Source organism: Haloarchaeobius salinus (assembly GCF_024464185.1).
Classification (GTDB): domain Archaea; phylum Halobacteriota; class Halobacteria; order Halobacteriales; family Natrialbaceae; genus Haloarchaeobius; species Haloarchaeobius salinus.
The window spans coordinates 828,008-850,898 of sequence record NZ_JANHAU010000001.1; the positions used below are offsets into that span (position 1 = coordinate 828,008).

The following is a 22,891-nucleotide window of genomic DNA, read 5'->3' on the forward strand; positions in this document are numbered from 1 at the left end:
TCGAAACCCGCCCACGTAGGCCCGTTGACAGATGACCGACTCGGGCGACGGCGACACGGCGGTCGCCACGGACGGCGGGTACGAGGTGACGGGCTGGGAACCACGGACGTCTCTCGACCGGTTCGCCGTGTTCGTCTACGGCGGCATCGTCCGGAGCGCACACTGGGCGGTGGTCCTGCTCGCGCTGGCGACCTTTACCGCCCAGCTCGGGCTGGTCGTCTACGGCATCAGCGTCCGGCCGACGCTCGGGATACTGACGGTGGCCTCCATCCTCCCCGCGCTCGTCATCGTCGGGGCCATCTGGCGGACGAACCCGACTGGCGGGGACCCGCTGGGCCCGCTCGCGGTGACGTTCCTGCTGTCGGTGCTGTTCGCGAGCTTCGCCGCCGTGGCGAACTCCGCGTTGCGGTCGGTCATCGCGGCCCTGCTGCCGAGCACGCCGCTGTTTCCCATCACGCTCGTCGTGTTCTTCTTCCTCGTCGTCGGTCCCGTCGAGGAGACCGTGAAGTGGCTCGCGGTCCGCGTCTACGCCTACAACGGCGACCAGTTCGGCGCGGTCATCGACGGCGCGGTGTACGGCGCGGTCGCGGGACTGGGCTTTGCCACCATCGAGAACGCGCTCTACATCACCCAGGCCGTCATCCAGGCACGGTCTCTCTCGACGAGCGCGAGCCTCGCGGGCGCGGTCGACACGGCGACCGCCCGCTCGTTCGTCGGCCCGGGCCACGTGCTCTACTCCGCCATCGCGGGCTACTACCTCGGGCTCGCGAAGTTCAGCGACGACCACTGGGGCCCCATCGTGGTGAAGGGCCTGCTCATCGCCGCCGCCATCCACGCGACGTACAACACGCTCGTCACCGTCGTCGACTTCGGCGCGGCCCCGTTCGTCGGCGGCAGCATCGGCTTCATCGCGTTCGTGTTCGCCTTCGAGGGCGTCGTCGGCTACGTCCTCTACCGGAAGCTCTCGAAGTACAACCGGCACTACCGGGCCGGCGCGACCCACGCGAATGGATAGTACGACTCTGTAGCACCATCTTCTCGGTGGCATCGCTCCGCCTATTACTCCGGAGGATGCCAGTTGCTGATTCTCGTGGATTCCTTCGGGGACCCTCGATATTATTTCTGAATCATATCCGAACCTACCGAAGATACTGGATGTGAATTCCCTGGCGGTTCCCCCGTGGTTTCGAGCCAAAATTTTACTACCGAAGAACGACCTCTGTTGACACGGGTGGTCACGATGAGACGGACGGAAACCGACCTCGTGGACGTGGCATCGCTCGTCCGACCATCGACGGTGCTTCGTGCGGTCTCGCGCTACGACCTCGTGCTCGGCGTGATTCCGCTCACGTGGCTCGCGGCGGCCGTCGGTGCATCCGTCACCCGACTCCCGGTGCACCTGCTCGTCGCCGCTGCCGGCCTCGTCTGTTCACTGGTGCTCGTGGACGCACTCTACGTCCACCCGCCGACGGAGACGCGTCCCAACCACCAGCAGGAACGCCGGTCACCTCGCGACGAGATCGGTGACCGGTCCCGGCGATAACAAGCCGACCAACTGGTTGCGCGGAACGCTTTACTCACCACGGCACGTAGGTTGTCACCGTGTCGCACGAATCGTACCGCGTGCTGGTCGCCGACGCCTCGACACCGGTCGGTCGGGCACTCGTGGACTACCTTTCGGACACCGACTACGTGGTGCGCGCGCTCGTCCCCGGCCGTGGCGAGGAATCGCTCGCGCGGCAGGCCGGCGCGACCGAGGTCTGCATCGGGGACCTCACCACGGGTCAGGGACTCGACGGCGCGGTCAGGGACGTCGACGCCATCTGCTGTAGCGTCAGGGACGGCGGCCTCTCCCACGTCCTCGGGCGGCTCGACGTCGGCGTCGGCGTCCGGAACCTGGTCGACGCCGCGAGCGACGCCGGCCGGCCGTATGTGGTCCTCCACTCGAAGATCGGTGTCGGCGACTCCGAGAGCGGCATGGTGCTGCCGGTCAGGCTGTGCAAGCACAGGATCCTCGGCGCGCTCGACGCCACCGAGCGGTACCTCCGTGACTCCGGGGTCCCGCACACCATCGTACGCACCGGTCGGACGACGAACGGCGAGGGGACGGAGTCGGTCGCGACGAGCGAGGGCGAGGACACCGTCGCCGGACGCATCCCCCGACCGGACCTGGCGTGGGTGATGGTCGCCGCGCTCACCACACCCGAGGCGCGCAACCGGACGTTCGAGGTCGCCGAGGTCGCCCCGCCGACGCACGAGGGCGTCGAGTTCGAGTGGCGTGGCCCCGAGGCGGGTCTCGTCGCCCGACGGTCCGGCTACTCCATCCCGTCCTGACGGGGGCGACCGAGCCACGGGCTGTATCGCTCGCGAGAACCGGGAGGACGCCTACGTCCCGCTCAGTCGGCGACGATGGTTCGCGTCGAGGCGGTCATCCCGAGCACGTCGTCGAAGAACGAGAGCGAGTCGTGCGGGCCGGGGTTGGCCTCGGGGTGGTACTGGCGCGTGATGATGTCGAGGTCGGTGCTGTCGAGGCCCTCCGGGGTGCCGTCGTTGACGTTGACCTGCGACACCTCGAGTGCCTCGGGCGCGTCGGCGACGGTGTAGCCGTGGTTCTGCGTGGTCATGACGACCTTCCCGGTGTCGTGGTCGCGGACGGGCTGGTTGACGCCGCGGTGGCCGAAGTCCATCTTCTCGGTCGTCCCGCCGAGCGCGCGGGCGACGATCTGCTGGCCGAGGCAGATGCCCGCGATGGGCACCTCCCCGACGAAGGTGTCGACGAGCTCGACGGCCGCGTCGAAGTTCTCCGGGTCGCCCGGGCCGTTCGAGATGAACAGGAGCTCCGGGTCGATCGCGGCCACGGCGTCCTCGGTGGCATCGTACGGGAGCACGTGGACCGTCGCGCCGCGCTCGACCAGCGAGTCGACGATGGAGCGCTTCGCGCCGCAGTCGACGAGCGCGACCGTCGCGCCGTCGCCGTCGGCGTTGTGGACGACGGGCTCGTCGACGGACACCTGTGCGCCGATATCGGTGTGGTCGCTCATCGGCACGCAGTCCTCGAGCTCGGCGAGCGCGTCCTCGGGCGTCACGTCGTCGCCGACGGCGATGCCACAGGCCATCGCACCCTCCTCGCGGATGTCGGTGACGAGGTCGCGGGTGTCGATGTGGTCGACCGCCGGGACGCCCTCCTCGGCGAGCCACTCGGCCACGTCGTCGGTCAGCTCGCGGGTGACCGCGGCGCGCGGGTGGACCCGGTCGGACTCGAAGCGCTCCTCGCGTACCCCATAGTTCCCGATGAGCGGGTACGCGAAGGTGAGTATCTGTTCCTCGTACGACGGGTCGGTGAGGCTCTCCTCGTATCCCGTGTACGCCGTCGTGAAAACCAGTTCGCCGTTTGCTGTGCCTGGAGCACGACCACGGGCCTCGACCACGTGGCCACCCTCCAGTGCTACGTAGGCGTCCATCGTTACGAAGTACGTACGTTGCCACGTCAATAAACCTTGCTTTCGAAGCGTCGTTACGAATTTCGTAATCGTCAAGTGGGAAGGGGTGGTAGACGACAACCTCCATGGACGAACTCGACCGCGAGATACTGAACATCCTCCGACGGGACGCCCGGACGCCCTACACCGAGATCGCCGAGGAGGTCGGCACCAGCGAGGGGACGGTCCGCAACCGGGTCGAACGGATGACCGAGGACGACGTCATCGAACGGTTCACCGTCGCCACGCGCACGGGGAACGTCAAGGCGATGATCGAGATCGGCGTCGCGATGGACGTCGAGACCACCCGGATCTCCGAACGCATGGCCGACTGGACCGAGGTGGACTTCGTCTGGCAGGTCTCCGGCGAGGAGGACGTGGTGCTCGTGGTCGACTGTGCCGACACCCAGGGCGTGAACGACCTCATCACGCAGGCCCGCGAGATGGAGGAGGTCGTCTCCACGAAGACCCGGCTCATCCTCGACGAGCGGCTCGGCTGACGGTAGTAACGCCTCGTTGCCACGCGGTATGGAACCATTACACCACGGCGCAGTCCGGCGATTCCACCGACACCAGTGGCCACAAACACTTTATACAGCGGTGCTTCTGGTAGGTAACCAACAGATAACTATATCCGGTAACCAACGGTAGCGGTAACTGGTACATACATGGCCACCCCCAGCAAGCGGTTCGGTGAGGACGACGTCAAACTGGAGGCGAGCGTCGATACGGGCGCGGCGTTCGTGATGATGATGCTCGCCCAGATGGTGCTGCTGTTCACGTTCTGGATCACGCTGTGGCCGACGGCCTTCGGCATCCCGCAGGACGTCCGGCTCGTGACCGCCATCGGTGGCTTCTTCAGCGGTGCTGCCGTGCTCGGGCTGTACGGCGGCATCAAGTCGCTGATGGCACAGACGGTCGAAGCAGAGGCGTGAGCAGTACGAGATAGGGGTTGGGTGGTCATCACCGGGGAGCGGACTGCGGTGCCGGCGTTGGGTCGGGCAGGTCGCGGTTCCGGCCAGCGACGCGGTCGGGTCGCCACGGGTTGCCGGTGGTGGCGTGACGAGTCGAAGTCCATTTTAGCAGGGTACGCGATTGTTGAGCCATGAGTACGTCTGACCCGTCCGACGGCGCGGCCGAGGACCTTCACAAGAACGCCGGGCAGGAGGTCATCGCGGTCGACCCGGACGACAACGAACAGGGACTCGTCAACCGGCTGGACGCCCACACCGGCGAGGGCATCCGCCACCGGGCGTTCACCTCGCTGGTGTTCGACGAGGACGAGAACATCCTCCTCGCCCAGCGGGCCGCGGACAAGCGCCTCTGGGGCACCTGGTGGGACGGCACGGTCGCCTCCCACCCCGTCGAGGGCCAGAGCCAAGAGGCGGCGACCCGCGAGCGCCTCGAGGAGGAACTCGGCATCACGCCCGACCAGTACGACAACCTCCAGCTCACGGACCGCTTCGAGTACAAGCGCTACTTCGAGAACGCCGGTATCGAGCACGAGGTCTGTGCCGTGCTGAAGCTCACGCTCACCGACACCACGCTCGACCCCGACCCCGAGGAGGTCGAGGGCCTGATGTGGGTCCCCTACGAGCACCTCCACGACAACCCCGAGTTCTACCGGCAGCTCCGCCTCTGTCCCTGGTTCGAGATCGCGATGCGCCGCGACTTCGACTGAGGGACCCGTGGAGAGTATGTGTTAACACGTCGCAAGGATTTATAGCGGGGTGGGTCGTATCGTCGCATGGAGGCGGTCATCCACAGATGTCGTCAGTACGAAACCCACCGAAATCGACCGACGTGACGCTCTCCCGTGGCGAACTGTGGCTCGTCCACCACGTGATGGTCGAACGACTGACCGGGCACGACGAGAGCGAGCCACAGCCCTGGTGGGCGCTCAACATCGCCCGGAAACTCGAGGCCGGCGAGCCGACACTGACGACGTTCGAGGCGTGGCGGCTGCGGCGTGACCTGCTCGACTACGCGGCTCGGGACGGGACGCCGTCGTCGGACGTGGCCCGAGCTCGGGCCATCGTCGACCAGTTGGAGGCGACGTTCGGTCGGGTCCCCCTGAGCTAGGGCCGCGTCGTCCCCCAGACCGCGACGAGTCCGAGCAGCAGCGCGGGCAGCATCGGGAACGCGAGCAGCGCGACCCAGTACGGCAGCGACGGCGGCCGGTAGAGGATGACCACGGGCACCACGAGAAACGAGAAGAGGACGACCGCGACGACCACCCAGCCGCGCCAGTCCCACTCACGGTCGACGGCCTCCGGGTGGACGCCGTCGGCCGGGCGGTGGACGTAGCCATCGCTGTCGTCGTCGGCCGTCGTGGCGCTCCCGTCGATGGTGGGCGCGCCCCGGTCGTCGACCGGCTGTTCCTCCGGTTCGGCGTCAGAGCTCACTGTCTGGAATTACGACCACCTTGCCAAAGCCCTCACGGTTCTCCAGTAGTTCGTGGGCTCGCGCCGTCTCGCTCATCGGCAGCGTCTCGCGGATGCGCGGCTCGAACGTGCCGTCCCAGACCAGTTCGAGAACGGTCTCGGCCTCGCCGGGCGTCGCCATCGTCGAGCCGATTATCTCGAGCTGGCTCCAGAACACCCGGTTGATGTTCGTCTCGGCGTGCGGGCCGGTCGTCGCCCCGCAGGTGAGCAGTCGCCCCCCCTTCGTGAGGCACTTCAGCGAGTCCTCCCAGGTCTCCTCGCCGACGTGGTCGACGACCACGTCCACGCCGCGGCCGTCCGTCTCCTCGCGGATCCACGTCGCGAAGCGCTCCTCCTCGTAGTTGCAGACGTGGTCCGCGCCGCACTCGCGGGCGTACTCCAGCTTCCCCTCGCTGCTCGCGGTCGCGTACACCTCCGCCCCCGCGTAGTCGGCAATCTGGACGGCGGCGTGGCCGACGCCGCCGGAGGCCCCGAGCACCAGGACGGACTCACCGGCGGTCACGTCGCCCCGCGAGATGAGCATCCGCCACGCGGTGCCGAAGACCAGCGGGGCGGCCGCCGCGGTCTCCCAGGAGACGTCGTCGGGAACCGGGACGAGGTTCTCGGCGGGGAGGGCGGCGTACTCGCTGTGGACGCCGGGGAGGTGCTCGCCGATGACCTTGAAGCTCCGCGAGAGCGTCGGGTCGCCCTTCCGGGTGAACTCGTCGTCGTCGGTCGCGGTGCCGGACCAGACCGCGACGTGGTCGCCGGGCTCGAAGCGTGTCACGTCCGCACCGACCGCCTCGACGACGCCCGCGGCGTCGCTGCCGGGGACGTGCGGCATCTCGAGGTCGAGGCCCGGCAACCCGCGTCGGGTCCACACGTCGAGGTGGTTGAGCGCGCCCGCCTTCACGTCGACCAGCACCTCGTCGGCGTCCGGCTCCGGGGTCGGATACTCGTCGTACTCGATGACGTCCGCGTCGCCGTGCGCTGCGAACTGGACGGCCTTCATGCGCGTGGCGACTCGTGGCGCGGGCAAAAGCGTGCCGACGCGGGCAAGCCCGACAAGAGCTATGTCGCCGCCGCCGGAACCCGCCGGACATGAGCGACGACGAGCAGTCCGACGAGCACGGCCACGACCACGCAGATGGCGGAGGGCACGAGCACGCCGACGACGACGGGCATGACCACCAGCATCACCAGCACGACGCACACCACCTCGGCGTCGCGGTCGTCACGGTGTCGAGCTCGCGTACGTTCGACGACGATCCTTCGGGCGACCGCATCGCGAGCATCCTCTCCGACGAGGGGCACGAGGTCGTCGTCCGCGAACTCATCGCCGACGAGTACGACAGCGTGCAGGGCACGGTCGACCGGCTCACCGAGCGCGACGACGTGGACCTCGTCGTCACGACCGGTGGGACCGGGGTCACGCCCGACGACGTGACCGTCGAGGCCGTCGAGCCGCTGCTCGACAGGGAGCTGCCCGGCTTCGGCGAGCTGTTCCGGCGGCTCTCGTACGAGGAGATCGGTAGCCGGAGCATCGCCACGCGAACGATGGCCGGCATCGTCGAGGGCGTACTCGTCTGCTGTCTCCCGGGGAGCGAGGCGGCGGTGCGCCTCGGCGTCGCGGAGATCATCGTGCCCGAGGCACCGCATCTGGTCGGGCTGTCACGTCGCGAGGACTGAGCCGACGACTGGCGGGCGCTCGGTAGCGTCGAAAGGGAAGGGGGAGTGATGCTGGATGGATATCCAGTACCGGGAGACCACGCCTGTCAGGGAACGAGGGTGTGGCCCTCTGACACCGACCTATCTGTGTCCTCGTGGTCTCCATCCGAGGGGAGTGCCCGTATCTACTTCAACGACTGCTACCGTACAGACTGTTTACGTCGCTCTGAACGGTCTTGAACAGTCCTGGGCCGGTCTCGTCGGCGTGAACCGTGCGGGGGGACGACACACCCCGCGATGCGTGACGACCCGCGGAATACACCGGTTTAAACCGCCTCTAACCGCCGAATCCGTCCCACTCCGGCGCGTGTCGCTCTGGCACCGCGTGTGGTGTGTCACCTAGTTGCAAGAAATGTCGAGCGCGCGGCGGCTCCGCGTCGACGCCCCCCGCCCGTCGTGGCCGGTAGTCCGACCGCTCTCGAGTCGGTCCGACCGGGTCGCACGTCGGTCAGTTACCTGCCAGCTCCTCGGCGACCGTCGCCGAATCGAGCAGCGCCGGGTCCACCGCCAGGTCGGCCTGGCCGCTGACGAACTCCGGCAGCGAGTCGTCGGAGTAGACGACGACCCGGACGTCCGGATTCAGGTCCTTCGCGACCGGGATGCCCGTCGCCTGCCCCACGTCGGTCAGGACGAACAGGTCCGCGTCGACAATTCCAGCCTCCTCCAGCCCGGGGCGGTTCGCGACGCCGTCGACGACGTGGACCGTGAACCCGACTGCCTCCAGCTCGCGTACCAACTCGTGCTCGTCGTGGCCAGCGAAAATCGCGTGCATCACCCTCACGAACGGGGGGGAAGGCTTTGTGCCTTTCCCGTCCGGGCCGGGGCCCGTGGGTCAGTGCTCGCCGGCCGTGTAGAGCCCGGTTCACGCAGGTCCGTGACCCGAACGGCCGGCCGCTGGCTGAACCTGAAAACGGTTAAGTGCCGACACACGCGACTGGCGGGTATGAGCGACCTCCCGGAGGATTTCAACTGCACCATCACGAACTGGGAGTACATCTACGGCCTCTGTCGGGACGTCAGCACCGACGTCAAGGAGGACTCCTTCGAGCCGGACGTCATCGTCGCACTCGCCCGGGGTGGTTGGTTCGCGGGGCGGTGCATCTGTGACTTCCTCGGGATGGACGACCTGACGAGCCTGAAGATGGAGCACTACGTCGGCACCGCCCAGAAGGCCGACGAGCCCCAGGTCCGGTACCCGATGCCCGAGGGCAGCGTCGAGGGCAAGGACGTGCTCATCATCGACGACATCGCGGACACCGGCGGCAGCATCCGGCGAGCCGAGGAGTACGTCGAGGAGCGCAACGCGGGCACGGTGAAGACGGCGACGCTCCAGCTGCTCCAGACCAGCGAGTTCGAGCCGGACTACGTCGGCGAACGCCTGTCGGAGTGGGCGTGGATGGTGTACCCGTGGAACTTCATCGAGGACATGATCGACATCATCTCCGGGACGATGGAGCGTCACGAGCAGTCGTCGTTCCAGAAGGCCGACATCAGGCACTACCTCGCGGAGGACCACGACCTCCAGCGCATCGAGATGGAGATCGCCCAGCCGAACCGGATGGACGAGGTGCTCACCGAGATGGAGCGTCGTGACGTCGTCGCGGCGACGGACGACGGCGGCTGGACGCTGGTCTGAGGCTGCGAGACGGGCGGGGCGTCCCGCCTCGAAGGAATCTTTCGGGGGGAACCTCTCCGTACGAAGATATTTGTGGTGTGGTTACGAACCCCGTGGATATGATAGCAGCCCTGACAGGCGCGCTCGAAGACGCTGCACCGCTCACAGTGACCAGTCCGAGCTTCGAGGATGGCGACCGGCTCCCCGACTGGACCGGATTCGTGAACGAGAACGAGCGCCCCGGACTCCGGATCGGGGGCGTCCCCGACGCGGCCGAGTCGCTGCTGGTGACGATGGTCCATCCCGAGGCGGCCGAGGTCGTCGACCACGGATGGGTCCACTGGCAGGCCTGGGGTGTCGACCCCGGGACGACGGTCCTCCCGCGAGGCGAACCGCTCGAGGGTGCGACCGAGGGGTACAACGACTTCCTCCGACAGGGGTGGGGCGGCCCGTCACCGCCGCCCGAGCAGGTCGAGACCTACCGGTTCAGGGTGTACGCGCTCGACATCGACCTCGACCTCCCGGCGGCGGCGCGACGTGCCCGCGTCGCGTCCACCATCGGGCTGGAGGGTTCGGTGCTGGCCGCCGGGGAACTGACGGGCGAGTACGGGGCGGAGCAGGGGACCGTGTTCGTGACGGAGGGACCGAGCGGGCTGCGGCCCTGACCGGGCACGACCCGTCGCCTGCGCGCTCAGTCCGTGCCGTGCTCCGTCCCGCCGTCGGTCACGACGGGCTCGCCCTCCCGGCCACGGTCGACGACGGTGTGCTTCCATGCCCCCCGGGTGAACCACGCCATCGCGGCGAGCGCGCCGACCACGTCGCCGAGCGCGACGGCCGCGAACACGCCGGTGGCGTCCCAGCCGAGGACGAACACGAGCACGTACGTCGTCGGGACGCGCACGAGCCAGAGCGCGACCACCGAGAACACCAGCGCGGTCTTCGTGTCGCCGGAGCCACGGAACGCGCCGAGGAACACGGGGAACAGCCCCATGAACACGAACGCGGGGGCGGCGATGCGGAGGTACTCCGCGCCGTAGACCAGCGTCTCCGCAGCCTGGACGGTGTCGGCGGTCAGCAGGGGCCGGAGCACCAGCGTCGGCACGGCGAAGATGACGACCGCGACGACGAACAGGCTCGCGGCGGCGAACTTCGCGGCGAGCCAGGTCGCCCGCTCGGCGCGCTCGGGCTTCTCGGCCCCGAGGTTCTGCCCGACGACGGTGTTCGTCGCCTGTCCCAGCCCCATCGCGGGGAGGAACACGAGCGAGATGACCCGGTTGCCCAGCCCGTAGGCGGTGACGACCGCGGGCGGGAACGTCGCGACCATCCCGGTCAGCGCGATGAGCGCGAGCGAGGTCATCGACTGCTCGGCCGCGGAGGGGACGCCGATGCGGACGATGTCCCGGATGGTGTCGAGGTCGGGCACGAGGTCCGACGCGCCGACGTCCGGCCCGGCGCTGGTCCAGAACAGCAGGTAGAGGCCGAGCAGCGTGGCGACGCCGCGGGAGAACACGGTCGCCAGCGCCGCGCCCTCGATGCCGAGTTCGGGGAACGGGCCGACGCCGAAGATGACCAGCGGGTCGAGCACGACGTTCAGCCCGACGGAGACGAGCATGATGCGAAGCGGCGTGCGGGTGTTGCCGTAGCCCCGGAGCAGCGAGACGAAGACGAAGAAGCCGAACAGAAAGGGCATCCCGAGGAAGAAGATGCGCATGTAGTCCGCGGCGAGCGGGACGATGACGCGCTGGGTCTCGGGGTCCGCCGGCAGCACGGCGAGCATCGGGTCCGTCAGGACGTAGCCGACGGCACCGATGACGACCGAGAGCGCGCCGACGAAGCCGACGGTCTGCCCGGCGACCAGGCTCGCCGAGCCGTCGCTGTCGGCCCCGGTGTACTGCGCGACGAGGATGGCACCGGCGGCCGTGAACCCGCCCCCGACGGAGATGAGGAAGAAGATGAGCGGGAACGCGAGGCTCAGCGCCCCGACGGCGTTCGAGGAGTACGCGCCCAGCCACGCCGTGTCGGCGAGGTTGTAGGTGACCTGCAGCAGCTGGATGGCCACCAGTGGCCACGCCAGCCGGAGCATCGGCCGGGCGAGCTCCCCCTCGGTGAGCTTCGTGTTCGTGTGCGATTCGACCATTACGAATCGAAACGGTCCGGAGTCATATCAATACGAGTAGTGGTGGATAGCACGTGGCACGGAGCCGTGGCGAGTCCAGAAAATACTTGATTCCGGATATGTTGCCCACGAACGACAGATGCCCTCCGAACGGCTCTCCCGCCGGAGTCTGTTAACGGCCGGCGTCGGCGCACTGGCCGGCGGACAGCTCCTGCGGCCCACCGCCTTCCGCGACCCCTTCGACGCCGACCAGTCGGTGTCGACGGACGAGTGGCTGGTGCCCGGCCGGACGCCGACGCGGCGGAGCCACGTGCCGGTCTCCGGTGGCACCGACCTCGCCGAGCACTGGACCGTCGAGTTCGACAGCGAGACGGGGTACAGCCTCGTCGTCGCGGGCGGCACGGTCGTCTGTCCCGTCGAGGACGACGGGCTCTACGGTTTCTCGGCGGCGGGCGGCGACCGGCGGTGGCACTATCGCCCATCGACCGAGATCGAGGGTGGAATCGCCGCGGCCGGTGGTCACCTCTGCTATCCCACCGGGAACGACTTCCACGTCCTCGGGCTGGACGGGGGCAGCCGCTGGCGACTACCGGAGTACGGACGACGGTCGGTCGTCGGCCTGTTCGACGCCAGCTACCTCCCCGTCGGGTCGACGCTGTTCGGCCTCGGCGAGCGGGGGCTGGAGGCACGAGACCTGTCGAGCGGGCTCCGGCACTGGTTCACCGAGCGGGTCGACGGCGAGGCCGTCTACCCGTACCCCTCGGCGTACGCCGACGGGACGCTCTACTGCAGCGAGGGTAGCCTCCGGAACACTCGGCTCAGCGCCTTCGACGCGAGCGACGGCTCCCGGCTCTGGCAGACGGACGAGGGCGAGTACCTGCATCGGCGGAGCGCGGTCGACGGCGACACGCTCCTCTCGGTCGCCGGCGGTAACGACAGCGGAAGTCTCCGGGCGTTCGCGACCGAGGACGGGTCGCTACGCTGGAAACGAGGTGGTGCGGGGACCTTCTACGAGGTCGCCGTCGCCGACGGGATCGTCGTCTGTGCGTCGTTCGAGGGTGACCTGTACGCCTTCGACGCCGAATCCGGTGAGCGTCGCTGGCGGAGCCACGAACCAGTCGACCTCGGCGGCGTGGTCCGCACCGACGACTACCTCTACGTCCACCGCAGCACCGGCGTCGAGGTGCGCGACCCCGCGACGGGCGAGCGACTGGCAGGCCACGAGCTCGACGGCGGCGCGGCTCGCGCGCTGGCCTACGCCGACGACCGGCTGTTCGCACTCCAGGAGCACGCACTCGCCGTGCTGGAGGTGCGCGGTGCCTGAAGCATCGCAGGAGGGCGCGGTGCCGGAACTCGGCGAGGACCCGTCGCTCGCCGAGCGGTTCGTGATGTCGATTCCGATGCTGCTGCCCGCGTGGCTCGTGACGTACCCGCTGCGCTGGCTGCTCGACCGGCAGACGATGGTGCCCGACCCCGTCGCGCTCCCGCTCTGGGTCGGCCTCGGGCTCGCATTCGCCTTCGGCGCGACGCACGCGGACCGTGACGAGTTCGCCGCGGTCGTGTTCGCGGTGGCCGTCGCAGCCGTCTTCTTCGTCGCGCAGGCCGTGCTCGCGCCGCCGTTCCCGGCGGTTCGGGGACAGCCGCTGTACCTCGCTGGCCCGATACTGAACGCCGTCGGCGCGGGACTCCTCGGCTACCTCGTGGCGTACCGCGGGGGGCTGGAGACCGTCGCCGGGCTGTTCACGGACGACGAGCCGAGTCCGGACGGTCCGCACGACGACTCGTAGCCGTTTTACGCCCGCCGCGAGTTCGTAGAAGCATGACTATCGGCGTCATCGGCGGCAGCGGCATCTACGAGGCCCTGCCCCTGGAGAACGTGGAGCAGCGCAGCGTGGACACGCCCTTCGGCGAGCCCTCGGACGACATCACGCTCGGCGAACTCGCCGGGAAGGAGGTCGCGTTCCTCCCGCGACACGGTCCGGACCACCAGCACACCCCGACGAACGCGCCGTACAAGGCGAACATCTACGCGCTGAAGTCGGTCGGCGTCGACCGCGTCATCGCGACGAACGCGGTCGGCAGCCTGCGCGAGGACCTCCCGCCCCGCACGCTGCTCGTCCCGACGCAGATCTTCGACCGGACGAGCCAGCGCGAGCACACCTTCTTCGGCGACGGCATGGTCGTCCACATGGGCTTCGCCGATCCGTACGACCCACCGATGGTGGCACACCTCGCCGACGCGGCCGAGCGCGCCGACACCGACGCCGACGTCGAGGAGGGCGGCACCTACGTCTGCATCGAGGGGCCGCAGTACTCCACCCGGTCCGAGAGCGAGTTCTACCGCGAGCAGGGCTGGGACGTCGTCGGCATGACCGCCATCCCGGAGGCGAAGCTCGCCCGCGAGGCCGAGCTGAGCTACGCGACGGTCACCGGCGTCACGGACTACGACGTCTGGAAGGCGGACAGCGAGGTCACCCTCGACGAGGTGCTCGAGAACGCCGCCGCGAACCAGGAGTCCATCAACGCGGTCGTCGAGGAGGCCGTGCGCTCGATGCCCGAGGACTTCGAGAGCGACGCCTGGTCCGCCCTGGAGGGGACCATCAACACGCCGAGCGAGGCCATCCCCGACGACACCCGCGAGCGCGTCGACCTGCTCGCCGGCCAGTACCTCGACTGAGCGCCACCCGTCGCACCGACCGATTTTTGCCGCCCGGCCACGTCCGACACACGCATGGAGGCAGACGACGAGCTCGTCGAGCGGGTCGCGGCACAGCTCGACGGCGACGAGGAGACCGCGCGCGGGTTCCTCGACGATATCGACGCCGCGGTCGGCTCCATCTGTCCGCTGTGTCGCGAGGGCTACGTCGTCGAGACCGACGACGAGCGATTCTTCCCCTCGCGCGGACGGCAGGCGCGCTCGCTCGACCTCGGCGTGATGGAGCTATCGCTGTCGAGGTCCCGTGAACTGCGCGAGACGAACGAGGAACAGGTCGTCGCGCCGTACACCTGCACGTCGGCGAACCCGTCGGACGTGTGCGCCCTCGCGGGGCAGTTCCACGAACAGGTCGCCGTCGAGACGGTCCGCGGCGTCGCCGAGACCGACCGCGCGGTCGCCCGACGGCGGTCCTACGTCACGGATCGACTCCATCGCGCCAGCGAGCGCTTCTGACGGTCGCGCGGTCACTCGTCCGACTCGAGCAGCTGCTCGACGGGCGCGTCGATGTCGTCGGCGAGCCACCAGAGGCGCTGGTGGAGGTCCTCGCCGATGGTCACGGAGCCCGAGTACTCGGTCGCGACGGTGACGAACGCGGTCGCCGCGGCACGGCTCACCCGGTCGTCGTCGTCCCCGATGGCGGCCGTGAGCGCGTCGAGTGCCTCGGGTATCCGGTCCGGATGTGCGACCCCGACACGGCCGATGGCGTACGCCGTAGCCAGCCGCTGACTGGTCGGTGCGTCGAGAACGAGTTCGGCGAACAGCTCGTCGACCTCGGGGACCGTCTCGGGATCGTTCACGGCGACGGCGGCGAGCAGGTCGACGGCGGCGGTCTGGAGGGCCGGCACGGGCTCGCGGGCGTTCGCCACCGTGTCGTCCACGACGGGGAGCACCTCCTCGGGGTAGCGCGTCGCAACGTCCGCCAGCGCGCCGGTGGCGTACGTCCGGACGTCCCACTCCTCGTCGTCCGTCGTCGCGTCGCGGAGCCCCTCGACTGCGTCGAGGACCGTGCTGGGCCCCGAGGCGGCGAGCCGTGCGAACACGGACGCGACCGCCGCCCGCACGTACGGGTCCGCCGTCGAGAGAGCGGGTGCCAGCGACTCGACCCACGCGCTGAACGTTCGCGGTGCGCCCGCCGCGATGGCCGCGAGCGCGTCGGCGGCGCGACGGCGGGCGCTCGCGTCGTCGTCGTCGAGTCGTGTGATGAGTGCGTCGACGCAGTCCGCGAGCGCCGTCGGTTCGGTGCCCGCGATGTGGTACAGTGCGTCCGCGGCGGTCGTCCGGGTCGTCGCGTCCCCGGCCGCGAGCAGGTCGCGTAGCTCGTCGACGTGCCCGACAGCGCCCGCCGGGTCGTCGCGCGCCAGTTCGCACAGCTCCTCTGCACGTTCGGTGTCGTCGGACCCACTCAGCAGTCCCATCTACCAGTACGTCGTCGTCGGAGACCAAGAATCCCTGTCATCGGTGAGAGAAAACGCCCGCGGTGGGCTGGCGAACGCGGATGCGGTGACGCCTGACGGATGTGATGGGCTTCGACTGACGGTGGATGCGGTGGGGGTCCGACAGCCCTGCGAGCGTTCTGGCGTCGCAGACCGCCTGACATCGGCGACCTCGCGCGCCAGACCGCCGCCCTCTTTCCCCCTCTCTGTGACCGGGACGACGGTCACCCGTACATATTTCTTATGGCCACTTGATACCGATGCTTGCTATCTCAACTGGTTTATATCTGCGGCCGAGACGGCGACCCGGCCTGCTATGTCACTGGATTGTCTGGTTTCTGGTCGAGCGCGTCCTGGAGGACGGACTCGGTCGCGCGGCGCAGTCGCTCGGATGCGGCCTGGTTCGAGATATCGAACTCGGCGGCGATGTCGTCGAGCGTCGACTGTCGCGGGATGGCGAAGTAGCCGCTCTCGACGGCGAACAGCAGTGCCTCCCGCTGCTCCGGTGTCAGGCCGTAGGCCCCCTCTGCTTCGACCGGGTCGTCGTCTGATCGACCCAGCCGGTGCAGGTCGAGCTCGTAGCCGTGCTCCCTGGTCCGTTCGTGGAAGCGCGTGACGCTCGTATCGTCCGGGAACCGGACCCGGAAGAACCACCGGTCGGTCGCCCGTGCCTCGAGCACTGCCGCGTCCGTGTCCACGAAGATGGACAGCAACGCGGTCGGCTCCGTGTGCCACCGGAGCCGGTAGAGCACGCGGCCATCGTGCCTGTCCAGCACACTGTAGCCGACATCCGTCGCCGACTCGTCGATCGTACGCTCGAACCAGTCGGTGTCGCCGGTCACCCAGGCGTACGGCGTCACGTCCCCCGACGTGGGTACGACCGGTTCGAACTGTATCTGGACCTCTCCCCCACCGACCGACGGCGGACCGAACGCGTCCGCCTCGACCGAGAACTCCGCAATTACCCCCATACAGAACCTACAGGATATTTGAACATATCTATCTTCGGGTCCGAATCAGCGACATCGACCGGTCGAAAGAAGAGAACGTGCGGATGCGTCGGCGATCAGTCGGCGACGGCCTCGTCAGAGACGGTGGTCGCGGCCGGGTCCTGCACCCAGAGGTCGCCGAACAGTTCGTCCTGCTGGAGCGTGACCTGCCCGCGGTGGGCGAGAAAGAGCAGCGCGAGGAACGTCAGGACACGCGTGCCGCCGCTGTCCTTGATCTCCGCGAACAGCACCTCCGCACGTCCCGCGTCGTAGTGCTCGCGGAGCGCCACCCGCACGTCGTCGATGACCTCCTCGATCTCCTCCTCGTGGGTCGTCCCGGTCACGTCGTCCTCGGTCGGCTCGTCGTCGACGCGTCGGTCGTCGCCCGCGTGGTAGTCGAGCGTCTGGGTGCCGCGGCGGAACCCCTTCGGCGAGTCGCTCGTGTCGTACTCCCGTCCCTCCTTCCACCAGGAGCCGCGCTCTGCCTCGCGCAGGTCACGGACCAGCTCGTCGAGCGTCTCCGGTGTCCCGCGGGCGTGTTTGCGTTCGAGCCGGCGCTCCATCTCCGCCTCCAGCCCGGCGACGGGGTCGAAGTCGGGGTCGGCCGGCGGTGACTCCGACTCGTCCCCGAACGGCTGCTCCCATGGCGCGGGCTCCGCCTCGTCCTCGTCGTCGCTTCCGTGGATGAGCTCGTCGCCCTTCATCCGCAGGAGGACGCTCGCGTAGAACAGCGCCCGCCCCGACGTGCGCAGGTCGACCGACTCCAGCGCGTCGAGGAACCGGTCGGTCACCCGCATGACGTCGATGTCCCACGGGTCGATCTCGCCCTTCTTCGCGAGCTGGACCAGTAGTTCGACCGGCTCGACCTCGTCGTCGTCGGTGTCCTCGATGGCGTCGTCGTCCGGGAGCACCGGGTCGAGCGCGTCGTCGTCTGCCGCCGTATCGTCGTCTGCCGTCGTCGCCTCGTCGTCCTCGTCCGGGAGCACGTCGTCGACGCTTCCCTCGCCGTAGAAATCCTCGGGGTCGGCTGGTCCGTCCGGGTCGGCTGATTCCTCGCTGTCGTCTTCGCCGTCGAGGAACCCCGGTTCCTCGCCCGGTTTCTCGCGGTCTTCGTGTCCCGCGATGGTGAGCATATCCTCGGGGCTGTCGCTCGAACCGCCATCTCGCGCGTCGCTTCGCTCCCCGCTCGAATCTTCCGAGGAGCCTCCGCTTCGCTCCGTCTCCTCGCCATCTCGCGCGTCGCTTCGCTCCCCGCTCGAATCTTCCGAGGAGCCTCCGCTTCGCTCCGTCTCCTCGCCATCTCGCGCGTCGCTTCGCTCCCCGCTCGAATCTTCCGAGGAGCCTCCGCTTCGCTCCGTCTCCTCGCCATCTCGCGCGTCGCTTCGCTCCCCGCTCGAATCTTCCGAGGAGCCTCCGCTTCGCTCCGTCTCCTCGCCATCTCGCGCGTCGCTTCGCTCCCCGCTCGAATCTTCCGAGGAGCCTCCGCTTCGCTCCGTCTCCTCGCCATCTCGCGCGTCGCTTCGCTCCCCGCTCGAATCTTCCGAGGAGCCTCCGCTTCGCTCCGTCTCCTCGCCATCTCGCGCGTCGCTTCGCTCCCCGCTCGACTTCTTCGGGGCCGCCTCGCTCTGCTCGGCGTCCCCGCTAGTCATCGGCCGACACCTCCACATCAGCAGCATCGCCGTCGGACAGGTCGATACCCGTCACCGCCGAGACGTTGTCGGACTGCATCGTCACGCCGATGGCGCGCTCGGACCGGTCGAGCATCGCGGTCCGGTGGCTGACGACGACGAACTGCGCCTGTCCGGCGAGCTCGTCGACCATCTGGCCGACGCGCTCGGCGTTGACCGCGTCGAGGAACGCGTCGATCTCGTCCAGCGCGTAGAACGGAGCCGGGTTGTGGCGCTGGATGGCGAAGATGAAGGCGAGCGCGGTCAGGGACTTCTCCCCGCCGGACATCGCGTCCAGACGCTGGATGGGCTTGTCCGCCGGCTGGGCCTTCATCGTCAGGCCGCCGTCGAACGGGTCCTCCTCGTCCTCCAGATGGAGGCGACCGGAGCCGTTCGAGAGCCGCGTGAAGATGTCCTGGAACTGCTCGTCGATGTCGTCGAAGGCGTCCATGAACGTCTCCTTCTTCTGGGCCTCGTAGGAGTCGATGCGCTCGCGGATGGCGTCGCCCTCCTCGACGAGCGTGTCCCGGCCCTCCTCCAGTTCGTCGAGGTCGGCGCGCACGTCGTCGTACTCGTCGATGGCGAGCATGTTCACCGGCTCCATCGCCTCCATGTCGGCCTGGAGACAGTCGACCATCTCGACGACGACGTCGTGTTCCGGCACGTCCTCGGGGTCGTACTCGCCGACCTCCTCGGCCAGCGACTCGATCTCCCAGTCGAGCTGGTCGCGTTTCTCCGTGTAGCCGTCGAGCTTCGACTGCACCGCGTCGACCTGCTGCTGGACCGAGTCGCGCTCGTCCTCGGCGCTCTGGAGCTCCTCGCGCAGCTCCTCGCGCTCGTCCTTCAGCTCGGAGAGCTCGTTCTCCAGTTCGAGCACCTCGCGGCGCTTCGACTCGAGCGTCCCCTCCTTCTCTTCGACCTGCTCCTCCAGCTCCTCGATGCGCTCCTCGTGCTTCGCCTTCTCGTTCTGGGCCGCCTCGATCTCGTCGTGGAGGTCCTCGATGGCCTCCTCGGCGTACTGCTTCTCCAGCTGGAGCTCGTTCAGCTCGGCGTCGAGCTCGTCCATCCGGTCCTCGAGGTCGTCGATCTCCTCCTGGATGGCCTCCTTCTCGCGGGTGAGCTCCGGGATGCGCGAGTCGGCGAGCTCGGACTCGATCTCCTCGACTGCCGCGTCGAGCTCTGTGATCTCGGCCTGTTTCGCCTCGATGTCGGCCTCGATCTCCTGCATCTCCTCGTCGACGGACTCACGTTCGCCCTCTATCTCTTCGCGGCGGTCCTGAAGGTCGGCGATGCGCTTCTCCCGCTCGGCTATCTTGCGCTCCGTGCTCTCGATATCGCTCTCGATGCCGCGCACCTCGTCGACCGCGTCGGACTTGCGGTCGCGGGCGTCGTCGAGGCGCGATTCCACGGACTGGATGTCCTCGCGGAGCGACTGGCGCTCCTCCTCGAGCTCGGAGATGCGCTCGGCGACGCGCTTGAGCTGGCCCTCGCCGGAGGAGTCGAACGAGTAGCGCGAGCCCGACGACGAGCCGCCGGTCATCGCGCCCGACTTCTCGACGAGGTCGCCGTCGAGCGTGACGAGCCGGAACTCGCCCTGCATGTCCCGCGCCGTGTCGAGGTCCTCGACGACGAGCGTGTCGCCGACGACGTGGCTGAAGATGCCCGCGTACTCGTCGTCGAAGTCGATGAGGTTGTACGCGAAGTCGACGACGCCGGGCACGTCCGGCGCGCTCGGCAGCGAGCGGTCCCGCATCTTGTTCATCGGGAGCATCGTCGCCCGACCCGCGTTCCGGGATTTGAGGTGCTCGATGCACTGCTGGCCGACCACGTCGTCGCGCACGACGACGTTGGCCATCCGGCCGCCCGCTGCGGTCTCACACGCCGTCGCGTAGTCGGGGGCGACGCTTCCCAGCTGGGCGACCGCGCCGCGTACCCCGTCGATGCCCGAGTTGAGCACCGTCGTCACGGAGCGACCGAACGACGAGTCGCCGGACTCGCCGGCTTTCGCCTCGAGTTCGGCGTACTTCTGCTGTTCGGCCTGCAGGTCGTCCTCGACCGTCGCGAGGTCCTCCTGGTACGACTCCTTCTCGGCCTTGAGGTCGTCGACGACCGACGCGATGGAGTCGACGTTCTGCTGGGCCTTCTCCAGCTCGTCCTCGAGGTCGGACTGCTCGGCCTCGAGGTCCGGGATCTCCGCGCGCTGTTCCTCTATCTCCTCGTCTATCTCGCCGGCCTCGTTCGAGCGACGCCGACGCTCGTCGACGAGGCGGTCCTTCTCGCGCTGGAGCTCGTTGACCGCGTCGCGCTCGGCCTCGAGCTCCGCCTTCTTCTCCTGGAGGTCGGTCTTCAGCTCGTCGTACTCCGTGTCGATGGCGTCGATCTCGGCCTGGACCTCCTCCAGTTCGCCCTCCTTCGAGGCCACGTCGGCCTTCAGCGAGGACTTCGCGACCTTCGTCTCGCGGATGTCCGCCTCGACGTCGTCGACCTCCTCCTGCTTGCGGTCGATCTTCACGAACGACTCGCGCCGTTTCGTCTCGGCGGCCTCGATGCTCTCCTCGCTCGCCGCTATCTTGTCCTCCAGCCGGGAGATGTCGCCCTTGATGCCCTCGATCTCGCGCTTGATGGCGAGCTGTTCGTCCTCGCCCTTGCGCTCGATCTCGGCGTTGAGGTCCTCCAGGTCCTCCTCCAGCCGGACGACGGTCCCCTGCTTCTGGTCGAGGTCGCGCTGGAGCCCCTCGAGTTCGTCCTGCTTCTTCTCGATGCGGGCCTCGACGGACGCGCGCTCCTCGCGCTTGTCCTCGAGCTCCGCGGCTTTGAGGTAGCCCTCGTACTGCTCCTTCTCGCGGCGGAGCCGACGGTAGCGCATCGCCGTCTGGCGCTCGTCCTCGAGCTGGTCGAGGCGGGCCTGCTTCTCCTCGATGCGGAGCTCTGCCTCGTTGATGCGCTCCTGTACCGTCTCGAGCTCGGCGAGCGCGTCCTCCTTCTTCGCGTCGAACTCCGCGACCCCGGCGATCTCGTCGATGATCTCGCGCCGGGAGTGCGGGGTCATGTTGATGATCTCGGTCACGTCGCCCTGCATGACGACGTTGTAGCCCTCCGGGGCGACCCCGGCCTGTGCGAGCAGGTCCTGGATGTCCGAGAGGTTGACCGAGCGGCCGTTGAGGTAGTAGTACGAGTAGTAGTTGTCCTCGGTCTCCTTCACCCGTCGCTTCACCCGGATCTCGTCCACGTCGCCGACGTCGTCGCTGCCGGCGGCGTTGACGACCTGGGAGCGCGAGAGGGTTCGGTCCTCGTTGTCGAGGACGACCTCGACGATGGCCTCGCGTGGGCCGCCCGAGCGCTCGCCGTCGTCGTGGCCGGGGTTGTAGATGAGGTCGGTGAGCTTCTCGGCGCGGATGCCCCGCGTGCGGGCGAGCCCGAGCGCGAACAGCACCGCGTCGATGATGTTGGACTTGCCCGAGCCGTTCGGCCCCGTAACCACGGTGAAGTCCTCGTAGAACGGGATTCGCGTCTTGCGGCCGAAGCTCTTGAAGTTGTCCAGAACGAGTTCTTTGATGTGCATGGTGGTCAGGCGTCGGGGGCCGCAGTGGGGGGATTACGCGACGATGATGTCGTCGCCGAGTTCGGACTCCTCGCTGTCGTCCCCGCCTTCCCCCTCGTGGTCCTTAGCGCCTTCGCTCCGGGCGCGTGCGGCCGCCTGCTCGACGTCCTCCTGTTCCGCCTCGGAGCGGTCGACGCCGCCTTCGTCGCCCGGTTCGGGGGTGAGCATCTCGTCGACCGACTCGACGCCCGAGTCGGCTGTCCGTTCCTCCTCGAGCTCGGATTCGAGGATGCGAACGCGTTCTTTCGTTTCGACCAGTTCCTCCGTCAGCCCGCGAACGGTCGCTTCGAGCTCGTCCACGGTGGCCTCGAGGTCTTCCACCCGGTTCTTCGGCATGTTACATACCCCGTGCGCGGGAGACCATAAACCTGCGTCAGACACGTCACGCGAATCTGACAGTTGTTGGGAGACGAACAGGTCAGATGTCGAGTTCGTGCCAGCCCGTCATCTCGCCGTCGTACCCGACCCGCGCCCGGGCAACGACCGTCTCCGGGAGCTGCCCGCCGCCCGATATGTCGCTGAACAGTAACTGCACGGAGACGTACTTCCGCTCGCCCGACAGCCGGACCGAGCGCGCCGCACGCGCCGTCTGCTCCCCGACGGTCACCTCGCCCTCCGCCTCCAGGTCCGTCGGTACCGTCCGGTCGACGTAGAGGTCCAGCCCGAGGCTCACGTTCTCGCCGGACGGGGCCGCGGAGACCCCCGTCACCAGCAGGTCCTCGGGCCCGCCGCCGGACTGCGGCGCGTCCCCGAACTCGGCACAGCCCGCCAGCGCCACACAGCTCCCGACGCCGGCGGCTCGTCGCAGGAATCGACGACGGTCCATTCGTCGTGTGGTTCCGCGCTCGCGTGGAAAAAGGCTGCCGTCGGCTCGCGGTTCGACTCGAACCGTGACCTGGAAATTTCGGATTCGCGAGAGATGTCGGTTCGCGTGTCAAGGGCAGTTCCGACACCAGCAACGGCCAGAAAGCCCCGGTCTCCAACCGACACTTCTTGCGGCGAAGCGTTTTTACAGACCCACGGGCAACCAGCTATCAGTGACGCAGCCGACCCATCGCGTCCCGACGAACCGCCGTATGCGCCCCGCGTGAGCCGTGCGTCGGGGTGGACGGCCGGGGACCGGG

General features: G+C 68.4%; 25 protein-coding genes. 14 read left to right on the forward strand and 11 right to left on the reverse strand.

Annotated features, from left to right (window positions below; all coding sequences use genetic code 11):
* The first annotated feature begins 31 nt into the window (after positions 1 to 31).
* From NO345_RS04205 to NO345_RS04215, 3 genes are all read left to right on the forward strand, one after another.
* The gene (locus NO345_RS04205; protein ID WP_256296774.1) at positions 32 to 1,015 is read left to right on the forward strand and encodes a PrsW family intramembrane metalloprotease; all 984 of its coding nucleotides are present in this window, start codon (positions 32 to 34) and stop codon (positions 1,013 to 1,015) included.
* A 225-nt stretch (positions 1,016 to 1,240) separates the two neighbouring features.
* On the forward strand, positions 1,241 to 1,543 hold the full coding sequence (locus NO345_RS04210; RefSeq protein ID WP_256296776.1) for a DUF8015 family protein: 303 nt from the start codon (positions 1,241 to 1,243) through the stop codon (positions 1,541 to 1,543).
* Between the two features lie 59 nt (positions 1,544 to 1,602).
* The gene (locus NO345_RS04215) at positions 1,603 to 2,334 is read left to right on the forward strand and encodes an NAD(P)H-binding protein (RefSeq protein ID WP_256296778.1); all 732 of its coding nucleotides are present in this window, start codon (positions 1,603 to 1,605) and stop codon (positions 2,332 to 2,334) included.
* 62 nt (positions 2,335 to 2,396) lie between these two features.
* Here NO345_RS04215 and carA read toward each other — a convergent pair whose 3' ends face one another.
* Entirely contained in the window at positions 2,397 to 3,461 is a 1,065-nt protein-coding gene (gene carA / locus NO345_RS04220) for a glutamine-hydrolyzing carbamoyl-phosphate synthase small subunit (RefSeq protein WP_256296780.1), read from the reverse strand.
* 104 nt (positions 3,462 to 3,565) lie between these two features.
* Here carA and NO345_RS04225 point away from each other — a divergent pair, with 104 nt between their 5' ends.
* The 4 genes from NO345_RS04225 to NO345_RS04240 all read left to right on the forward strand — a co-directional run bounded on the left by NO345_RS04225 (position 3,566) and on the right by NO345_RS04240 (position 5,561).
* Positions 3,566 to 3,979, forward strand: a complete 414-nt coding sequence (locus NO345_RS04225) for an Lrp/AsnC family transcriptional regulator (protein WP_256296782.1) — start codon at positions 3,566 to 3,568, stop codon at positions 3,977 to 3,979.
* A gap of 168 nt (positions 3,980 to 4,147) precedes the next feature.
* Positions 4,148 to 4,414 (forward strand): hypothetical protein, encoded by a 267-nt coding sequence (locus tag NO345_RS04230; protein WP_256296783.1) that lies wholly within the window; start codon positions 4,148 to 4,150, stop codon positions 4,412 to 4,414.
* 170 nt (positions 4,415 to 4,584) lie between these two features.
* Positions 4,585 to 5,160 carry an NUDIX hydrolase gene (locus NO345_RS04235; RefSeq protein WP_256296785.1) on the forward strand — a complete coding sequence of 192 codons (576 nt, stop codon included), beginning with the start codon at positions 4,585 to 4,587 and terminating at the stop codon, positions 5,158 to 5,160.
* Positions 5,161 to 5,246: 86 nt separating this feature from the next.
* Positions 5,247 to 5,561: a DUF7853 family protein gene (locus NO345_RS04240; protein WP_256296787.1), complete on the forward strand. Its 315-nt coding sequence runs from the start codon at positions 5,247 to 5,249 to the stop codon at positions 5,559 to 5,561.
* On the opposite strand, the gene NO345_RS04245 is transcribed toward NO345_RS04240, so the two are convergent.
* Positions 5,558 to 5,884 carry a DUF7977 family protein gene (locus NO345_RS04245; RefSeq protein WP_256296789.1) on the reverse strand — a complete coding sequence of 109 codons (327 nt, stop codon included), beginning with the start codon at positions 5,882 to 5,884 and terminating at the stop codon, positions 5,558 to 5,560. The genes NO345_RS04240 and NO345_RS04245 overlap by 4 nt on opposite strands.
* A complete protein-coding gene (locus NO345_RS04250; RefSeq protein ID WP_256296791.1) occupies positions 5,874 to 6,914 on the reverse strand; it encodes a zinc-binding dehydrogenase in 1,041 nt (346 codons plus the stop codon). The genes NO345_RS04245 and NO345_RS04250 overlap by 11 nt, the downstream gene beginning before the upstream one ends.
* A gap of 89 nt (positions 6,915 to 7,003) precedes the next feature.
* On the opposite strand from NO345_RS04250, the gene NO345_RS04255 reads away from it, so the two are divergent.
* Positions 7,004 to 7,591, forward strand: a complete 588-nt coding sequence (locus NO345_RS04255; RefSeq protein WP_256296793.1) for a MogA/MoaB family molybdenum cofactor biosynthesis protein — start codon at positions 7,004 to 7,006, stop codon at positions 7,589 to 7,591.
* A gap of 487 nt (positions 7,592 to 8,078) precedes the next feature.
* On the opposite strand, the gene NO345_RS04260 is transcribed toward NO345_RS04255, so the two are convergent.
* Positions 8,079 to 8,402, reverse strand: coding sequence for a DUF7126 family protein (locus tag NO345_RS04260; RefSeq protein WP_256296795.1), 324 nt, complete (start codon positions 8,400 to 8,402; stop codon positions 8,079 to 8,081).
* Positions 8,403 to 8,573: 171 nt separating this feature from the next.
* Here NO345_RS04260 and NO345_RS04265 point away from each other — a divergent pair, with 171 nt between their 5' ends.
* Complete coding sequence (locus tag NO345_RS04265) at positions 8,574 to 9,266, forward strand: phosphoribosyltransferase (RefSeq protein ID WP_256296797.1); 693 nt, start codon at positions 8,574 to 8,576, stop codon at positions 9,264 to 9,266.
* Positions 9,267 to 9,364: 98 nt separating this feature from the next.
* Positions 9,365 to 9,910, forward strand: coding sequence for a YbhB/YbcL family Raf kinase inhibitor-like protein (locus tag NO345_RS04270; RefSeq protein ID WP_256296799.1), 546 nt, complete (start codon positions 9,365 to 9,367; stop codon positions 9,908 to 9,910).
* Between the two features lie 26 nt (positions 9,911 to 9,936).
* Here the strand turns inward: NO345_RS04270 and NO345_RS04275 are convergent, their stop codons facing one another.
* Positions 9,937 to 11,382: an MATE family efflux transporter gene (locus NO345_RS04275; RefSeq protein ID WP_256296801.1), complete on the reverse strand. Its 1,446-nt coding sequence runs from the start codon at positions 11,380 to 11,382 to the stop codon at positions 9,937 to 9,939.
* A gap of 118 nt (positions 11,383 to 11,500) precedes the next feature.
* Here NO345_RS04275 and NO345_RS04280 point away from each other — a divergent pair, with 118 nt between their 5' ends.
* From NO345_RS04280 to NO345_RS04295, 4 genes are read left to right on the forward strand one after another with little or no spacing between them, the layout of a single operon-like run.
* On the forward strand, positions 11,501 to 12,685 hold the full coding sequence (locus NO345_RS04280; RefSeq protein ID WP_256296803.1) for an outer membrane protein assembly factor BamB family protein: 1,185 nt from the start codon (positions 11,501 to 11,503) through the stop codon (positions 12,683 to 12,685).
* Positions 12,678 to 13,148 (forward strand): hypothetical protein, encoded by a 471-nt coding sequence (locus NO345_RS04285; RefSeq protein WP_256296805.1) that lies wholly within the window; start codon positions 12,678 to 12,680, stop codon positions 13,146 to 13,148. The genes NO345_RS04280 and NO345_RS04285 overlap by 8 nt, the downstream gene beginning before the upstream one ends.
* A gap of 32 nt (positions 13,149 to 13,180) precedes the next feature.
* Positions 13,181 to 14,038, forward strand: a complete 858-nt coding sequence (gene mtnP / locus NO345_RS04290) for an S-methyl-5'-thioadenosine phosphorylase (RefSeq protein ID WP_256296807.1) — start codon at positions 13,181 to 13,183, stop codon at positions 14,036 to 14,038.
* A 54-nt stretch (positions 14,039 to 14,092) separates the two neighbouring features.
* Positions 14,093 to 14,530: a hypothetical protein gene (locus NO345_RS04295; RefSeq protein WP_256296809.1), complete on the forward strand. Its 438-nt coding sequence runs from the start codon at positions 14,093 to 14,095 to the stop codon at positions 14,528 to 14,530.
* A gap of 11 nt (positions 14,531 to 14,541) precedes the next feature.
* Here NO345_RS04295 and NO345_RS04300 read toward each other — a convergent pair whose 3' ends face one another.
* The 6 genes from NO345_RS04300 to NO345_RS04325 all read right to left on the reverse strand — a co-directional run bounded on the left by NO345_RS04300 (position 14,542) and on the right by NO345_RS04325 (position 22,593).
* A complete protein-coding gene (locus NO345_RS04300) occupies positions 14,542 to 15,492 on the reverse strand; it encodes a HEAT repeat domain-containing protein (RefSeq protein WP_256296811.1) in 951 nt (316 codons plus the stop codon).
* Between the two features lie 332 nt (positions 15,493 to 15,824).
* On the reverse strand, positions 15,825 to 16,481 hold the full coding sequence (locus NO345_RS04305) for a helix-turn-helix domain-containing protein (protein WP_256296813.1): 657 nt from the start codon (positions 16,479 to 16,481) through the stop codon (positions 15,825 to 15,827).
* A 95-nt stretch (positions 16,482 to 16,576) separates the two neighbouring features.
* The gene (locus NO345_RS04310) at positions 16,577 to 18,148 is read right to left on the reverse strand and encodes a segregation/condensation protein A (protein ID WP_438266751.1); all 1,572 of its coding nucleotides are present in this window, start codon (positions 18,146 to 18,148) and stop codon (positions 16,577 to 16,579) included.
* Positions 18,141 to 21,728, reverse strand: a complete 3,588-nt coding sequence (gene smc, locus NO345_RS04315; protein ID WP_256296815.1) for a chromosome segregation protein SMC — start codon at positions 21,726 to 21,728, stop codon at positions 18,141 to 18,143. The genes NO345_RS04310 and smc overlap by 8 nt, the downstream gene beginning before the upstream one ends.
* Positions 21,729 to 21,761: 33 nt before the next feature.
* Positions 21,762 to 22,103 carry a DUF7518 family protein gene (locus tag NO345_RS04320; RefSeq protein ID WP_256296817.1) on the reverse strand — a complete coding sequence of 114 codons (342 nt, stop codon included), beginning with the start codon at positions 22,101 to 22,103 and terminating at the stop codon, positions 21,762 to 21,764.
* Positions 22,104 to 22,185: 82 nt separating this feature from the next.
* Complete coding sequence (locus tag NO345_RS04325) at positions 22,186 to 22,593, reverse strand: hypothetical protein (protein WP_256296819.1); 408 nt, start codon at positions 22,591 to 22,593, stop codon at positions 22,186 to 22,188.
* Between the last annotated feature and the right edge of the window lie 298 nt (positions 22,594 to 22,891).

Coding starts and splice junctions, on each gene's coding strand:
- NO345_RS04250 (WP_256296791.1), bottom strand. CDS start 6,914: ATGAAGGCCGTCCAGTTCGCAGCGCACGGCGACGCGGACGTCATCGAG.
- NO345_RS04265 (WP_256296797.1), top strand. CDS start 8,574: ATGAGCGACCTCCCGGAGGATTTCAACTGCACCATCACGAACTGGGAG.
- NO345_RS04305 (WP_256296813.1), bottom strand. CDS start 16,481: ATGGGGGTAATTGCGGAGTTCTCGGTCGAGGCGGACGCGTTCGGTCCG.
- smc (WP_256296815.1), bottom strand. CDS start 21,728: ATGCACATCAAAGAACTCGTTCTGGACAACTTCAAGAGCTTCGGCCGC.
- NO345_RS04260 (WP_256296795.1), bottom strand. CDS start 8,402: ATGCACGCGATTTTCGCTGGCCACGACGAGCACGAGTTGGTACGCGAG.
- NO345_RS04230 (WP_256296783.1), top strand. CDS start 4,148: ATGGCCACCCCCAGCAAGCGGTTCGGTGAGGACGACGTCAAACTGGAG.
- NO345_RS04325 (WP_256296819.1), bottom strand. CDS start 22,593: ATGGACCGTCGTCGATTCCTGCGACGAGCCGCCGGCGTCGGGAGCTGT.
- NO345_RS04310 (WP_438266751.1), bottom strand. CDS start 18,148: ATGACTAGCGGGGACGCCGAGCAGAGCGAGGCGGCCCCGAAGAAGTCG.
- NO345_RS04275 (WP_256296801.1), bottom strand. CDS start 11,382: ATGGTCGAATCGCACACGAACACGAAGCTCACCGAGGGGGAGCTCGCC.
- NO345_RS04280 (WP_256296803.1), top strand. CDS start 11,501: ATGCCCTCCGAACGGCTCTCCCGCCGGAGTCTGTTAACGGCCGGCGTC.
- NO345_RS04210 (WP_256296776.1), top strand. CDS start 1,241: ATGAGACGGACGGAAACCGACCTCGTGGACGTGGCATCGCTCGTCCGA.
- NO345_RS04235 (WP_256296785.1), top strand. CDS start 4,585: ATGAGTACGTCTGACCCGTCCGACGGCGCGGCCGAGGACCTTCACAAG.
- NO345_RS04295 (WP_256296809.1), top strand. CDS start 14,093: ATGGAGGCAGACGACGAGCTCGTCGAGCGGGTCGCGGCACAGCTCGAC.
- NO345_RS04240 (WP_256296787.1), top strand. CDS start 5,247: ATGTCGTCAGTACGAAACCCACCGAAATCGACCGACGTGACGCTCTCC.
- carA (WP_256296780.1), bottom strand. CDS start 3,461: ATGGACGCCTACGTAGCACTGGAGGGTGGCCACGTGGTCGAGGCCCGT.
- NO345_RS04300 (WP_256296811.1), bottom strand. CDS start 15,492: ATGGGACTGCTGAGTGGGTCCGACGACACCGAACGTGCAGAGGAGCTG.
- mtnP (WP_256296807.1), top strand. CDS start 13,181: ATGACTATCGGCGTCATCGGCGGCAGCGGCATCTACGAGGCCCTGCCC.
- NO345_RS04320 (WP_256296817.1), bottom strand. CDS start 22,103: ATGCCGAAGAACCGGGTGGAAGACCTCGAGGCCACCGTGGACGAGCTC.
- NO345_RS04255 (WP_256296793.1), top strand. CDS start 7,004: ATGAGCGACGACGAGCAGTCCGACGAGCACGGCCACGACCACGCAGAT.
- NO345_RS04270 (WP_256296799.1), top strand. CDS start 9,365: ATGATAGCAGCCCTGACAGGCGCGCTCGAAGACGCTGCACCGCTCACA.
- NO345_RS04225 (WP_256296782.1), top strand. CDS start 3,566: ATGGACGAACTCGACCGCGAGATACTGAACATCCTCCGACGGGACGCC.
- NO345_RS04205 (WP_256296774.1), top strand. CDS start 32: ATGACCGACTCGGGCGACGGCGACACGGCGGTCGCCACGGACGGCGGG.